This window comes from Nocardia heshunensis (genome assembly GCF_054782115.1).
Window position 1 is genome coordinate 75,837 of the sequence record NZ_BAAGTC010000025.1, and the last position, 13,681, is coordinate 89,517.

Below are 13,681 nucleotides of genomic sequence, written 5' to 3' on the forward strand. Positions count from 1 at the left end.
TCGGCATCGAGCCCCGGCCGGAGCCCGCTGAGCCCGCTCTGGGCCGAGAAGGGGGCGAAAACGACGAAAGGCGCGCCCGGCCGGGCGCGCCTTTCGTCGTTTTCGCTTGCGGGTCAGTCCCGTTCGGGGCCGAGGGAGATGCCGCGCGAGGCCAGCCAGGGCAGCGGGTCGATCTTGTCGACGCCGTTGAGCCAGACCTCGAAGTGGCAGTGCGGGCCGGTGGAGAAGCCGCGGTTGCCGACCGTGGCGATCTGATCGCCCGCGAGGACGCGCTGGCCCTGGGAGACCGTCGCGGTGTCGATGTGGCCGTAGATGGTGACCGTGCCGTCGTCGTGCAGCAGGCGCACCCACATGCCGAAACCGGAAGCGGGACCGGCCTCGAGGACGGTGGCGTCGGCGACCGCGTAGATCGGGGTGCCGATCGGGGCGGCGATATCGACGCCCTGATGCGCGACGCCCCAGCGGATGCCGAAGCCGGAAGTGAAGGTGCCGTTGGCGAATCGCGTCCACAGGGGACGGTTCTTCATCGCCTCCTGGTTGGCCATATCGGCCGCGAACTGCTTGCCCTTCTCCAGGATGTCGCTGAACTGGTCCAGGCTGGCGGGCGCGTTCGGGTTCACCACCTGGGGTGAGCCGTTGCCGCCGCCGTCGCCGACCACCGAGGTCGCGGCGACCTCTTTGACCTGGCCGGTGGCCTGGATGTCGACGGTGTTGTCGTGCCCGGCGGTCTCGATGGTGGCCTGGCCCGCGGCCACGACGGCACCGGCGGCCACGGCGATGACCGCGGCGCGGCCCTTGAGCGCGGAGGGCGGGGCGGGTACCCGATGGGTGCCGCCCGCGCGGCGCTTGCCGCCGGAGCGGGTCGGGTGGGTCTCGTCCTCGGCGTTCGCATCGGCTTCGCGCGCAGCGCGATTCACCCGGGCGCCGTCGCCGGAGAACTGGAGCTTCTCGCCGGCTGCGGTACGGAATGTGTAGACCGGTCGGTACTCGTCGGACGGGGTCGGGTCCGCGGACGGATCCCAGTTCGTCCGCGACTGCGGGGCCCAATCACTCGGATTCGGTGCGGCCCAGCCGTTCACGGTGGTTTGTGCGTTCCAGTCCGGTTCGGGCTGGTAGCCGGATTCGTCCCACTGCTGCGGTTGATCCCACTGCTGCGGCTGGCCCCACTGTTCACCGGGGTTCCAGTCGGCGTCGGAGTTCCACTGCGCGTCGGGATTCCACTGGGCGTCGGAGTTCCACGCCTGGGTTGCATCCCAATCACCGTGCGCGACCGCGGTGTTCGTTTCGAATGGGGCGTCGAAGGTAGTCGCGCCGCCGTAGTTCTCGGCGTCCTCGCGATAGCGGTGGGCACGTCGGGGGCTGTGCTGCGTCAAGCCTGCCGTCCTCCTGTCCGTGACCGGGTTGTGACATCGACCGCAACGACGGTAACGAAACGATTGCGGCTCAGCAAGCGATGGACATGGTTCGACACGCTGCTGTGACATTCATCACCTTGCGCGCGGGAATGTGCTCACTGTGCTTCGGGTAACCGAGTGAGTTTTGTCAACGACAATACGTAGTAGTGGGTATCACTCCGAGGGATTCGTGTGCTCCACCTGGCACACGGTCAACAAGCTACCGATGAGTAGCATTGACAAGGGCTTTTGAGGTAGCGGAGACAGTACCGTGACCTGCGCCACTTAGGCTGTATGCGGCTGATTTCCGCTCCATGTGACTGATTAGAGTCCGATCCGACCCGCCCCCGACGACGGGCCGCCAAACCAGACGTTGTCACAACAACGCAGACGAGACGGTGAGTACATGGATCTCTTCGAATATCAGGCGAAGGAACTCTTCGTGAAGCACGGAGTGCCTTCGTCGGAGGGCCGCGTGACGGACTCCGCCGAGGACGCTCGTGCGATCGCCGAAGAAATCGGCAAGCCGGTAATGATCAAGTCGCAGGTCAAAGTCGGTGGCCGCGGCAAGGCCGGTGGCGTGAAGTACGCCGCCACCCCGGACGATGCCTTCACCCACGCCCAGAACATCCTGGGCCTGGACATCAAGGGCCACATCACCAAGAAGGTCCTGGTCGCGGAGGCGAAGGACATCGCCGCCGAGTACTACATCTCCTTCCTGCTCGATCGTTCCAACCGCACCTACCTGGCCATGTGCTCGGTCGAGGGCGGCATGGAGATCGAAGAGGTGGCCGCCACCAAGCCGGACCGCCTGGCCAAGGTGCCGGTCGACGCCGTCAAGGGCGTGGACCTGGCCTTCGCCCGTTCCATCGCCGAGCAGGGCCACCTGCCCGCCGACATCCTCGACGCCGCCGCGGTCACCATCCAGGCGCTGTGGGAGGTGTTCATCAAGGAGGACGCCACCCTGGTCGAGGTCAACCCGCTGGTGCGTACCCCCAACGACGAGATCCTCGCCCTCGACGGCAAGGTGACCCTGGACGAGAACGCCGAGTTCCGCCACCCCGACCACCTCGAGTTCGCGGACATCGACGCCACCGACCCGCTCGAGCTCAAGGCCAAGGAAAACGACCTCAACTACGTCAAGCTCGACGGTGAGGTCGGCATCATCGGCAACGGCGCCGGTCTCGTGATGTCCACCCTCGACGTGGTCGCCTACGCCGGTGAGAACCACGGAGGCGTCAAGCCCGCCAACTTCCTCGACATCGGTGGCGGCGCTTCGGCTGCCGTCATGGCCGCCGGTCTCGACGTCATCCTGAACGACGCTCAGGTCAAGTCCGTGTTCGTGAACGTCTTCGGCGGCATCACCGCCTGTGACGCGGTCGCGAACGGCATCGTCGGCGCCCTGAACACCCTGGGTGCCGAGGCCAACAAGCCGCTGGTCGTGCGCCTCGACGGCAACAAGGTCGAGGAGGGTCGTCAGATCCTCGCCGACTTCAACCACCCGCTGGTGACTCTCGCTCAGACCATGGACGAAGGCGCCGACAAGGCTGCCGAGCTGGCTGCGGCCAAGTAAAGGACCACGAACATGTCTATCTTCCTGAACAAGGACAACAAGGTCATCGTCCAGGGCATCACCGGCGGCGAGGGCACCAAGCACACCGCGCTGATGCTGAAGGCGGGCACCAACGTGGTCGGCGGCGTGAACGCGCGCAAGGCGGGCACCACCGTCAAGCACACCGACAAGGACGGCAACGAGGTCGAGCTCCCCGTGTTCGCCTCCGTGGCCGAGGCCATGGAGAAGACCGGCGCCGACACCTCGATCGCCTTTGTCCCCCCGGCCTTCTCGAAGGACGCCATCATCGAGGCCATCGACGCGGAGATCCCGCTGCTCGTGGTCATCACCGAGGGCATCCCGGTGCAGGACACCGCGTACGCGTGGGCCTACAACGTGGACAAGGGCAACAAGACCCGCATCATCGGCCCGAACTGCCCCGGCATCATCACCCCGGGTGAGTCGCTGGTCGGCATCACCCCGGCCACCATCACCGGCAAGGGCCCGGTCGGCCTGGTCTCCAAGTCCGGCACCCTGACCTACCAGATGATGTACGAGCTGCGGGACTTCGGTTTCTCCACCGCCATCGGCATCGGCGGCGACCCGGTCATCGGCACCACCCACATCGACGCCATCGAGGCGTTCGAGAAGGACCCGGAGACCAAGATCATCGTCATGATCGGCGAGATCGGCGGCGACGCCGAGGAGCGGGCCGCGGCCTACATCCAGGCCAACGTCACCAAGCCGGTCGTCGGCTACGTCGCGGGCTTCACCGCGCCCGAGGGCAAGACCATGGGCCACGCCGGCGCCATCGTCTCCGACGGTGCGGGCACCGCGCAGGGCAAGAAGGAGGCCCTCGAGGCCGCGGGCGTGAAGGTCGGCAAGACCCCGTCCGAGACCGCCGCCCTGGCGCGCGAGATCCTCGAGAAGGCAAGCATCAGCGCGTAATTTTTCCGCGCAATCGCTGATCACGAAGGCCGCCTGTCGAATTCGACAGGCGGCCTTCGGCCGTTATTTACGGTATTGCGGTAAGGCCACGGCCGGTGGTAGATGGTGCCCCCGGCCGTCGAGTGCAGTAGCGTCGGTGGAGGTTCGTGAACGACTCGATAGGAGACGACGACATGTCATACCCGACCGGGGGCTCGGGATACAACGCGCCCCAGCCGACGCCCTCTTCCGCACCCGGATACGGCTCGCAGCCCGCAGGCGCTCCCGCTGCCGGTTCTGGGACGTCGTCCGTCGCGGGCAAGGGCCTGCCTTTCTTCCTGACCGTGGGCATCGCGGTCCTGGGCGTTCTCAACTTCCTGCTGGGCTTCGCGCCCTACGTCGGGACCAAGTCCCAGGATGTCCTGGGGACCACGGTCAAGGGCACGAGCTTCAGCCTGTTCGAGAGCAACCCCGCGCTGATCACGCTGCTGCTGCTCGCCGGCCTGCTGGCGGGCCTGTCGCTGCTGCCGAAGGGTGCGGCCAACACCACGCTGGTGGCGGCGATTTCGGTGGCCGGTTTCCTGGCCATCCTGTTCAGCTCCTTCGATCTCGGTGAGGGCGCGGAGCTGAAGTGGGGCGGCTGGGTGATCCTGTTCCTGGCCTTCGTGCAGACCGTGGTGGCCGTGCTGGCGCTGCTGTTCGAGCTCGGCCTGGTGAAGGCGCCGGCGCCGAAACCGGCTGCGGTGCAGGGTGGTTACGGCCAGCAGCCGTTCTCCACGACGGGCGGGCAGTACCAGCAGCCGACCTTCGGGCAGCAGAGCGGTTTCGGCCAGCCGGCGCAGCCGCAGCAGCCGTCGTTCGGTCAGCAGCCCGCGCAGCAGTCCTACGGTCAGCAGCCGTCGTACGGCCAGCAGCCGCAGCAGCCGTCCTATGGTCAGCAGCCGGCCGGGTACGGCACCGGTTCGCAGCCGACCTACGGTCAGCAGCCGCAGCAGCCGTCCTACGGTCAGCAGCCGGCCCAGCCGGCCTACGGTCAGCAGTCGCCGTACGGTCAGCAGCCCGCGGGTAGCGCGGACGCGACCCAGCACTACGGTGCCGCGCAGCGCCCGGCGCAGCCGTTCGGTGGCGAGCAGGCCGCGGATCCGGCGGCGGACGCCACCCGTGCGTTCCGGCCGGGCCAGGACGACAAGTAGGTCTCACGACCGCCTGATGAAGACTCGAGCGCGGCCTCCGGTGTGTCACCGGGGGCCGTTCTCTTTGCCTGTGCGCCGGTCGATCCGGCGCGCCTGACCCCCCGGTTTCCGAGATGCTGCCACGCTGGTTGTCCATGAGTGCCCCGAGAACTGCCCTGGCTCGCCTGAGCGACCCCGATCTGCGGGAGTCGCCGGCGCCGCCGGTACGGCGGCGGGGCGGCGGCTTCGGGTCGCTGACCCCCGAACGCGCGCGGGTATTGATGCTGGTGGCCGCCCGGCCATCGGCGATCACCCTGCTGGTGATCTTCATCCTGGTGTACGCCACCCTGTTCGCCGCGGGCAGCGCCATGAGCGGTTCGTCCGGGGCGATCGCAGCGAGTTGGCTTGCGGTGCATCAGGTTCCGCTGGTGATCGGCAAGACCGGGATCGGCCTGTGGCCGCTGCTGCCGACACTGGGCATGCTGTGGCTGGTGGCGCGGGAGAGCGCGGAAGCCGCGGGGCCGGACTGCGACACCACCGAGCTGGGCTGGGTGGTGGCCGCGGCCGTGGGCGGCCCGCTGCTGATCACCGCGGTATGCCTGGCGGTGGCCGGTGATGCCGCGGCGGTGGTTGCGCTGCAACCGCCGGACACCTTGGCGGCCTTCGGCTGGGTGCTGGGCCTGAGCCTGGTGGCCGCGGCGGTCGGCATCGGGGCCCGGCGCTGGCGCGATCTCGCCGACCTGCTGCCGATCGCGGTGCCGGACTGGGTGATCGCGGGCTTCCGGGTCGGCGTGACCGCGGTGACCCGGCTGTTGGCGGTGGCGGTGGTGCTGACCGTGGTGTCGGTGCTGGTGCACTGGTCCCGCATCGGCGACACCTACCGGGCGGCCGACGGAAGTGTTTCCGGCGCACTGGGTTTGACGCTGCTGTCGCTGGCCTACCTGCCGAATGTGGCGGTGGACGCGGTGAGCGTGCTGGTCGGCGGGCAGGTGCACATCGGGGCCGGTCTGCTGAGCCTGTTCCGGATCGACGGTGCGGCGGTGCCCGCGGTGCCGGTGACGGCGGCGGTGCCCTCGGGTCCGGTGGCGCTGTGGTGGCTGGGGCTGCTGGTGGTGCCTGCGGCGGTGGGTGTGCTGTCGGGGCTGGAATGCGGTCGGACATCGCGGGATCGGGCGACTGCGCCGTGGGCGACGCTGACCGCCGCGGCGGTCGCAGCCGTCCTCACGGCCTTGCTCGGGGTGGCGGCCGGGGGCGAACTCGGCACGTTCGGGCGGATCGCGCCCGCGGCGTCGACGGCGGTGTTGGTGTTCGGCTGGCTGGCGCTGCCCGGCTATGTCGGCATGCTCGGTGCGCGCTGGTTCGGCGGCCCGGCGGTGCTGGCGGACGAGTACGAGGACGAGTACTACGACGACGAGGACGAGTACTACTACGCGGACGACGAATACGACGACGAGTACGAGTACGACGACTACGACGAGGAACTCGACGACGAGGCCGACCCCGAGGTCGAGGCCGAACCCGAGTCCGGCGAAACCGGTGGCTGGTACGACGAATCCGATCACGACGACGCGCTCGACGCGGAACTGGTCGACGACCAGGACGACCCCGCACCGCCTGTGAAATCGGCCGAGAACTCCGACATCGTGGACGCCGAAGTGGTAGAGGGAGACCTGCCGGACAAGTAGCAATCGGCCGATAGTTACTCTTAGGCGTGTCCACGCCCGCCCGTCTGCTGCCGCCTACCGCGCCCGCGACCATTGTCGTGCTGGCCTCCGGCACCGGATCTCTCCTACGTTCGCTGCTGGAAGCGACTCGGCAGCCGGGTTATCCGGCCGAGGTGATCGCGGTCGGGGTGGATCGCGATTGCGCGGCCACCGCGCACGCCGAGGCGTTCGACGTCTCCTCCTTCAAGGTGGCATTGAGCGATTTCGCCGACCGCACCGAATGGGATGCGGCGCTGACCGAGATCGTCGATGCCTTCCAGCCGGATCTGGTGGTGTCGGCGGGTTTCATGAAGATCCTCGGTCCCGAGTTCATGGGCCGGTTCGCCGGTCGCATCATCAATACCCATCCCGCGCTGCTGCCCGCCTTCCCGGGCGCGCACGGGGTGCGGGACGCGCTCGCCTACGGGGTGAAGGTCACGGGTTCGACCGTGCACCTGGTCGATTCGGGTGTCGACACCGGGCCGATCCTGGCGCAGGAGGCGGTCGAGGTGTTGCCCGACGACGACGAGGCCGCCCTGCACGAGCGCATCAAGGTTGTGGAGCGTCGGTTGCTGGCGGAGGTCGTCGCCGCCGTCGCTACCCGAGGCATTGTCTCCGATGGACGAAAGGCAGTTATTCCAGATGAGCGAGTTCTCCGGTGAGTGAACGTAAGCCGATCAAGCGGGCCCTGGTCAGCGTCTACGACAAGAGCGGTCTGATCGAACTGGCGACCGGCCTGCATCAGGCGGGCGTGGAGCTGGTGTCGACCGGTTCCACCGCCAACAAGATCGCCGACGCCGGCATCCCGGTCACCAAGGTCGAAGACCTGACCGGTTTTCCGGAGACCCTGGACGGTCGCGTCAAGACCCTGCACCCGCGCGTGCACGCGGGCATCCTGGCCGACACCCGCAAGGAAGAGCACGTCGACCAGCTCGTCGAGCTGGGCGTCGAGGCGTTCCAGCTGGTGGTGGTGAACCTCTACCCGTTCACCCAGACCGTGGCCTCGGGCGCGAGCATCGACGAATGCGTCGAGCAGATCGACATCGGCGGCCCGTCCATGGTGCGTGCCGCCGCCAAGAACCACCCGTCGGTCGCCGTCGTGGTGAACACCGGTGACTACGCCGAGGTGATCGCGGCCGTGCAGCAGGGCGGCTTCACGCTGCCGCAGCGGACCGCCCTGGCCGCCAAGGCTTTCCAGCACACCGCCACCTACGACGTGGCCGTCGCCAGCTGGATGACCAATGTGGCCGTGCCGGCCGCCGCGCCGGAATCCGATGCGGCCCAGCAGTTCCCGGCCTGGATCGGCGCGACCTGGAACCGTGACAACGTGCTGCGTTACGGCGAGAACCCGCATCAGGCCGCGGCGCTCTACGTCAACGAGGCCGGTCCGGCCGGGCTGGCGCAGGCGAAGCAGTTGCACGGCAAGGAGATGTCGTACAACAACTACACCGATGCCGATGCCGCCTGGCGCGCCGCCTACGACTTCGACGCGCCCGCGGTCGCTGTGATCAAGCACGCCAACCCGTGTGGCATCGCGGTCGGCGCGGATATCGCCGAGGCGCACCGCAAGGCGCACGCCACCGACCCGGTCTCCGCGTACGGCGGCGTGATCGCGGCCAACCGTGAGGTCTCCGTCGAGATGGCCGAGCAGGTCGCCGACATCTTCACCGAGGTCATCGTCGCCCCCTCCTACGCCAACGGTGCGGTGGAAGTGCTGCAGCGCAAGAAGAACGTGCGTGTGCTGGTGGCCGAGCCCGCCCAGCGCAAGGGTGCGGAGCTGCGTCCGGTCAGCGGCGGTGCGCTGCTGCAGGAGCGCGACATCCTCGACGCCGACGGTGACAGTGCCGCCAACTGGACCCTCGCGGCCGGTGAAGCCGCCGACGAGGCGACGCTGCGTGATCTCGAATTCGCTTGGCGCGCTTGCCGGGCCGTGAAGTCCAACGCCATCCTGCTGGCGGACGCGGGCGCGGCCGTCGGTGTGGGCATGGGCCAGGTCAACCGGGTGGATTCCTGCAAGCTGGCCGTCGAGCGGGCCGGTGACCGGGCCAAGGGTGCGGTCGCGGCCTCGGACGCGTTCTTCCCGTTCTCCGACGGTCCGCAGATCCTGGTGGCCGCCGGCGTGCGTGCGATCGTGCACCCGGGTGGTTCGATTCGGGACAAGGACACCATCGAGCTGTGCCGTGAGGCCGGGGTGACCCTGTATCTGACGGGTTCGCGTCACTTCGCCCACTGAGGCGAGACCCATACGGGGTTAATGGATTTCGGGGCCGGTGCGCTGATGCGCACCGGCCCCGAGCCGTTTCGGTGGCCGGGACTATCCGGCGCTCAATACTTTTCGATCACCCAGCGGGGACTTCAGCGGGAGTTCCAGCGTGCCGAAGACGGCGATCATGGTGCACATCTTGCCGACCGCGCTGGGCAGGGTGCCGGATTTCAGTTCGACGGTGACGGTCGAGGAGGTCTCGGTGACGGCGGCGTCGACGCCGTAGCATTCCGGCGAGCCGGTCTGGAAGTTCACCGCGATCCGGTCGGGAGCGACGCGGGTCCAGCTGTCGAACGGAATGGCGTGCGGGCTGACGATGGTCGGGTCGGCCGTGAAGGCTCGCCCGATTTGCCCGTTAGGTGCCTCGGTGGGCGTATTCGTGGTCGTGGTGGCAGCGCTGCTGCTGGATTTCGCTTGGTCGCCACTGTTTTCCGTGCTCCCGCATGCGGTGATGGTGAGCCCGATCAGGGCGGCCGCGGTGGCAGCGAACAGACGGCGTCCCCGGGTCCGGTACATGGCTGACACCCTAATGTCCCGCGACCGTACGGCCGGTTCCGAGCGCGCGTTTCGACCCGCTGGCGAATTTCCGGCGAAGACACGCCGAAATCTACGCAGAACCGGCGCGTAACAGTGCGGTGACCGGCGAAGGATCGCTAACCTTGTCCCAGATGTGCGAATGCAGTTCCGCGCCATCGACTTATCTCATGATCTCCCCTCCCGAAAGGACATACCGTGGGCGACTCGTTGAAGGTCGGCGAAGAACTCGGTCGTGGAGAGTCGCTGCAAGGCGGCGCCTACACTCTGACTCTGCAAGATGATGGCAACCTGGTCCTGACCGAACCGGACGGCAATGTCGTGTGGGCCTCGGCGACCAATGGCCAGGGCGTCGTCCGGGCCACCCTGCAGGACGACGGCAACTTCGTCCTCTACAAGGAGGACGGCGCCGCCTGGTCCACCGAGACCAACGGCAAGAGCGCGGACCGCCTGGTGGTTCAGGCCGACCGCAACGTCGTGCTCTACGGTTCCGACGGCGGCGCGCTGTGGGCCTCCGACACCAAGACCGACAACCCGCTGCCCGCGCCGGAGCCGGTCCAGACCCAGGCCGCCGCGGTCGAGGAGGTTCCCCCGCCGCCGCCCGCCGCCCAGACCTACACGGTCGAGCCCGGCGACACCCTGTGGGCCATCGCCGAGCGCTTCTACGGCGACGGCAACCGCTACCAGGAAATCGCCAACGCCTCGGGCATCAGCAACCCGGACGCCATCGACGTCGGCCAGGTCCTGACCATCCCGTAATCGGCATCGTGCCAAGTACTTTGGGATGAACAAAGAGGCTCCGATGCGAAAGCATCGGAGCCTCTTCGTTTTTCGTCCCTACGGGCTTACCGGCTCGTGAACGGCAGCAAAGCCATCTCTCGGGCATTCTTCACCGCCACAGCGACCTGGCGCTGCTGTTGCGGGGTCAGGCCCGTGACCCGGCGCGACCGGATCTTGCCGCGGTCGGAGATGAACGTGCGCAGCAGGTTCACGTCTTTGTAGTCGACGGTCTCGATGCCGGCGGCGATCAGGGGGTTCTTCTTCGGGCGGCGGGCCTGCTCGGCGCGGACCTTCTTCGACGGTGCTCGCTTCACTGCCATGTCAGCGGTTCCTCACTCACGAATGTGGATGCTTTACCAACTCGATTTGTGTACACCGGGCAGCTCTCCCCGATGGGCCATCGCGCGTACCCGCACACGCGAGAGGCCGAACTTCCGGAGATGACCACGCGGGCGTCCGTCCGCGGCGTCCCGATTGCGCAATCGTACCGGACTGGCATCCCTGGGCATTTTCGCGAGGGCGGCCTGAGCGGCGATCCGCTCGGCATCGTCGCTGGTCGGCTTGCGAATGATCGCCTTCAGCTCCGCCCGCCGTTCGGCGTAGCGGGCCACGATCCGTTTGCGCTCTTCGTTTTTGACGATCTTCGATTTCTTCGCCATGTCACCGGTCCTCGCGGAAATCGACGTGCCGACGTGCGACCGGGTCGTACTTCTTGAGCACCATCCGGTCGGGATCATTGCGCCGGTTCTTGCGGGTGACATAGGTGTAACCCGTTCCGGCGGTGGACTTCAGCTTGATGACGGGCCGGATATCGGTCGACTTCGATGCCATTGCTTCCCTTTCAGATCTTCTCGCCACGCGCCCGCAGGCGCGCCACGACCGCTTCGATCCCGTCGCGGTCGATGGTCTTGATGCCCTTGGCGGAGACGGTCAGCGTGATGCGCCGGCCCTCGCTGGGCAGGTAGTAGGTCTTGCGCTGGATATTGGGGTCCCAGCGCCGGTTGGTCCGCCTGTGCGAGTGCGATACGGACTTGCCGAAGCCCGGCTTGCGGCCGGTGACCTGGCAGATGGCCGACATGGGCACTCCCTTCCCGGGTTACATGTTCATGACAATCGTTTTCGACAACGAACTTATTCCAAGGTACATTGACTCTCCGGTAATTGAAAATCATTGTCGAAAGGGGGAGTGGTGCCGTTCCACAGCAACCCGGGATCGTCCCAACGCAAGCCCGTACTCGTCCTCGCGGGACTCCCGGGCCGCGCCGCCGACGGTGTGGACCGGGCCGCCCGCCTGCTCGGGGCCGAGTCCGGCACCGTCGTGGTCCGCCACGATCTGCGTGAACTGCGGCAGGGCGTGGTGCGCCGCATCGTCCGCATCGGCGGCCGCGAGAGCATCACCGTGCTGGAACTCGCGCACGGCTGCGTCTCCTGCACGCTGCGCGCCGATCTGCTGCCGTTCCTGTGTCTGCTCGCCGCGCGGGATTCGGTGCGTCGCATCGTGCTCGCGCTCGACCCGGCCTTCGAGGCGGAAGCGGTGTGCCAGGCCATCACCGACGTGGAGGTCACCGGTGTCGTCGGCCGCGTGGACGGCCCGGCCGGACGCAGCGTGCGCATCGATGCCGTGCTCACCTGTGTCGACGCCCGCGACTGGCTGGCCGACGCCACCGGCGACGAAACCCTCGCCGAGCGCGGCCACGCCACCGCGGAGGACGAGCGCACCATCGCGCAGCTCGCCGTCGGTCAGGCCGAATTCGCCGACGCCGTGGTGGCTTTCGACGGCGGGGCCGATCTCTTCGATCGGGAGCGGACGGCCGCCGTGCTGGCCCGGCTCACTCCGCGCGCCCCGGTCGCCTGGGTCCACGGTCCCGACGCTCTGGACGCCGACGACCTGACCTGGCTGCTGCGCCGGGTGCCCGAGGACGCCCGCCGCGGCGTGCCCTTCGATCCGCACGCGCCGCTGCTGGCCGGGCAGCCGCCGCTGACGCCGGATTGCGGTGTGGCACTGCTGGAATTCGCCACCGACCGCCCGTTTCATCCCGACCGCCTGCACTCGGCCATCGACGTGCTGCTGGACGGCGTGGTGAGCGCCAAGGGCCGTGTGTGGCTCGCGACCCAGCCCGACGAGGTGGTGTGGCTGGAGTCGGCCGGTGGCGGGCTGCGGGTCGGCGGGGCGGGAAAGTGGCTGGCCGCCATGACATCCGGGGAACTCGACGAGGCCGACGCGGAGGGCGACCGCCGCTGGCGGGAACGCCGCGCCATGGCCTGGCTGCGCTGGCGCGAGGAGTTCGGCGACCGGCACACCTCGCTGGTGATCCTGGTCGCGGACGCCGATGCCGACGAGATCCGCCACGCCCTGCACTGGGCACTGGTCGACGAGGACGAACTGCGGCAGGTGCGTTTCGCGCCGGAACGGGTCGCCCTGTGGCCGGACCCGTTCGGCGATCAGCACGAAGAGCCGTGCGACACCACCAGATCCACGCCCGCGGGCGACGGCGCTACCCGCAACAACGAAAGGTGAAGTGATGAAACAGGGAATCCATCCCGCCTACCATCCGGTGGTCTTCCAGGACGTGAGCACCGGGAAATGCTTCCTGACCCGTTCCACCGCGGTCTCCACCCGCACCATCGAATGGGCCGACGGCAATACCTATCCGCTGCTGGTGGTGGATGTGACCTCGGATTCGCATCCGTTCTGGACCGGCAATCAGCGCGTGCTCGATACCGCGGGCCGGGTGGAGAAGTTCGAGCGCCGCTACGGCAAACGCGTTCGCGGCGGCACGAATTCGACGATCGACAGGGAGAACTGAGCATGGCCGTTCCGAAGCGGAGAATGTCACGCGCCAATACCCACAGCCGCCGCTCGCAGTGGAAGGCGACGGTGCCGGATCTGATTCCGGTCAAGGTTGGGGGAGTGGAGTATCAGGTGCCGCGCCGCCTCGCCAGGGCGGTGCAGCGCGGCCTGATCGATCCGGCGAAGCTCTAGCCTTCCTTGGCCGCCAGGTCCACGAGGGTGGCGGCGAGGCGGAAGTACTTGTTCTTGCCGAGGTCGGCGATGGTCTTCACGCCGAGCGCCTCGAGCAGCTGGGCGTCATGCTTCTCGGTGAGTCCGGCGAGCGCCGAGGGCGGCGCGGCCAGGAGTTCATCGACGGTCTTGGTCTCATAGGCCTTGTCGAGAGCTTTGTCGAGTACCACGCTGACGGCCACGAGAGCCTCCTTCATCTGGAACTGAGCAAGAGATCGGACGACGCCGACAATAACCCCGAAGTTGCTGTCCCACCAGAGATCTGCCCGAGTGTTGCGGATCGGTGAACCGGACGTCCAATTGTTTCGGGAGTGCGAAAAAGTCTTCCTAAAGT

Annotated in this window: 17 protein-coding genes; 10 read left to right on the forward strand and 7 right to left on the reverse strand. The window is 67.7% G+C overall.

What is annotated here, in order from left to right; all coding sequences use genetic code 11:
* Positions 1-113: 113 nt before the first annotated feature.
* Positions 114-1,079 carry a M23 family metallopeptidase gene (locus tag ACYVN4_RS39785; protein WP_460728682.1) on the reverse strand — a complete coding sequence of 322 codons (966 nt, stop codon included), beginning with the start codon at positions 1,077-1,079 and terminating at the stop codon, positions 114-116.
* A 721-nt stretch (positions 1,080-1,800) separates the two neighbouring features.
* On the opposite strand from ACYVN4_RS39785, the gene sucC reads away from it, so the two are divergent.
* The 6 genes from sucC (at position 1,801) to purH (ending at position 8,981) form a co-directional block, all read left to right on the forward strand.
* Positions 1,801-2,967: an ADP-forming succinate--CoA ligase subunit beta gene (gene sucC, locus ACYVN4_RS39790; protein ID WP_460728522.1), complete on the forward strand. Its 1,167-nt coding sequence runs from the start codon at positions 1,801-1,803 to the stop codon at positions 2,965-2,967.
* A gap of 12 nt (positions 2,968-2,979) precedes the next feature.
* Positions 2,980-3,894 carry a succinate--CoA ligase subunit alpha gene (sucD, locus tag ACYVN4_RS39795; protein WP_460728524.1) on the forward strand — a complete coding sequence of 305 codons (915 nt, stop codon included), beginning with the start codon at positions 2,980-2,982 and terminating at the stop codon, positions 3,892-3,894.
* A 173-nt stretch (positions 3,895-4,067) separates the two neighbouring features.
* On the forward strand, positions 4,068-5,066 hold the full coding sequence (locus ACYVN4_RS39800; RefSeq protein ID WP_460728526.1) for a DUF5336 domain-containing protein: 999 nt from the start codon (positions 4,068-4,070) through the stop codon (positions 5,064-5,066).
* Between the two features lie 134 nt (positions 5,067-5,200).
* The gene (locus tag ACYVN4_RS39805; protein WP_460728528.1) at positions 5,201-6,730 is read left to right on the forward strand and encodes a cell division protein PerM; all 1,530 of its coding nucleotides are present in this window, start codon (positions 5,201-5,203) and stop codon (positions 6,728-6,730) included.
* 26 nt (positions 6,731-6,756) lie between these two features.
* Positions 6,757-7,410, forward strand: a complete 654-nt coding sequence (gene purN / locus ACYVN4_RS39810) for a phosphoribosylglycinamide formyltransferase (RefSeq protein ID WP_460728530.1) — start codon at positions 6,757-6,759, stop codon at positions 7,408-7,410.
* The gene (purH, locus tag ACYVN4_RS39815; protein ID WP_460728532.1) at positions 7,407-8,981 is read left to right on the forward strand and encodes a bifunctional phosphoribosylaminoimidazolecarboxamide formyltransferase/IMP cyclohydrolase; all 1,575 of its coding nucleotides are present in this window, start codon (positions 7,407-7,409) and stop codon (positions 8,979-8,981) included. Before purN ends, purH begins: the two co-directional genes overlap by 4 nt.
* Before the next feature lie 81 nt (positions 8,982-9,062).
* Here the strand turns inward: purH and ACYVN4_RS39820 are convergent, their stop codons facing one another.
* Positions 9,063-9,527: a hypothetical protein gene (locus ACYVN4_RS39820; protein WP_460728534.1), complete on the reverse strand. Its 465-nt coding sequence runs from the start codon at positions 9,525-9,527 to the stop codon at positions 9,063-9,065.
* A gap of 216 nt (positions 9,528-9,743) precedes the next feature.
* Between ACYVN4_RS39820 and ACYVN4_RS39825 the strand changes: the two genes are divergently transcribed.
* Positions 9,744-10,304, forward strand: coding sequence for a LysM peptidoglycan-binding domain-containing protein (locus ACYVN4_RS39825; RefSeq protein ID WP_460728536.1), 561 nt, complete (start codon positions 9,744-9,746; stop codon positions 10,302-10,304).
* Positions 10,305-10,390: 86 nt separating this feature from the next.
* Here ACYVN4_RS39825 and rpsR read toward each other — a convergent pair whose 3' ends face one another.
* From rpsR to rpmB, 4 genes are read right to left on the reverse strand one after another with little or no spacing between them, the layout of a single operon-like run.
* Complete coding sequence (gene rpsR / locus ACYVN4_RS39830) at positions 10,391-10,645, reverse strand: 30S ribosomal protein S18 (protein WP_011211513.1); 255 nt, start codon at positions 10,643-10,645, stop codon at positions 10,391-10,393.
* A gap of 33 nt (positions 10,646-10,678) precedes the next feature.
* A complete protein-coding gene (gene rpsN / locus ACYVN4_RS39835; RefSeq protein WP_460728538.1) occupies positions 10,679-10,984 on the reverse strand; it encodes a 30S ribosomal protein S14 in 306 nt (101 codons plus the stop codon).
* 1 nt (position 10,985) lies between these two features.
* Positions 10,986-11,156, reverse strand: coding sequence for a 50S ribosomal protein L33 (gene rpmG / locus ACYVN4_RS39840; protein ID WP_379359948.1), 171 nt, complete (start codon positions 11,154-11,156; stop codon positions 10,986-10,988).
* Positions 11,157-11,166: 10 nt separating this feature from the next.
* Positions 11,167-11,403 carry a 50S ribosomal protein L28 gene (rpmB, locus tag ACYVN4_RS39845; RefSeq protein ID WP_460728540.1) on the reverse strand — a complete coding sequence of 79 codons (237 nt, stop codon included), beginning with the start codon at positions 11,401-11,403 and terminating at the stop codon, positions 11,167-11,169.
* 111 nt (positions 11,404-11,514) lie between these two features.
* Between rpmB and mrf the strand changes: the two genes are divergently transcribed.
* The 3 genes from mrf to rpmF are packed head-to-tail and all read left to right on the forward strand — an operon-like array spanning position 11,515 to position 13,308.
* Positions 11,515-12,843: a ribosome hibernation factor-recruiting GTPase MRF gene (gene mrf, locus ACYVN4_RS39850; protein WP_460728542.1), complete on the forward strand. Its 1,329-nt coding sequence runs from the start codon at positions 11,515-11,517 to the stop codon at positions 12,841-12,843.
* A gap of 4 nt (positions 12,844-12,847) precedes the next feature.
* Positions 12,848-13,132: a type B 50S ribosomal protein L31 gene (locus ACYVN4_RS39855; RefSeq protein WP_460728544.1), complete on the forward strand. Its 285-nt coding sequence runs from the start codon at positions 12,848-12,850 to the stop codon at positions 13,130-13,132.
* A 2-nt stretch (positions 13,133-13,134) separates the two neighbouring features.
* Positions 13,135-13,308 carry a 50S ribosomal protein L32 gene (gene rpmF / locus ACYVN4_RS39860; RefSeq protein WP_460728546.1) on the forward strand — a complete coding sequence of 58 codons (174 nt, stop codon included), beginning with the start codon at positions 13,135-13,137 and terminating at the stop codon, positions 13,306-13,308.
* Here rpmF and ACYVN4_RS39865 read toward each other — a convergent pair.
* Positions 13,305-13,529, reverse strand: coding sequence for a hypothetical protein (locus ACYVN4_RS39865; protein WP_379359938.1), 225 nt, complete (start codon positions 13,527-13,529; stop codon positions 13,305-13,307). The genes rpmF and ACYVN4_RS39865 overlap by 4 nt on opposite strands.
* Between the last annotated feature and the right edge of the window lie 152 nt (positions 13,530-13,681).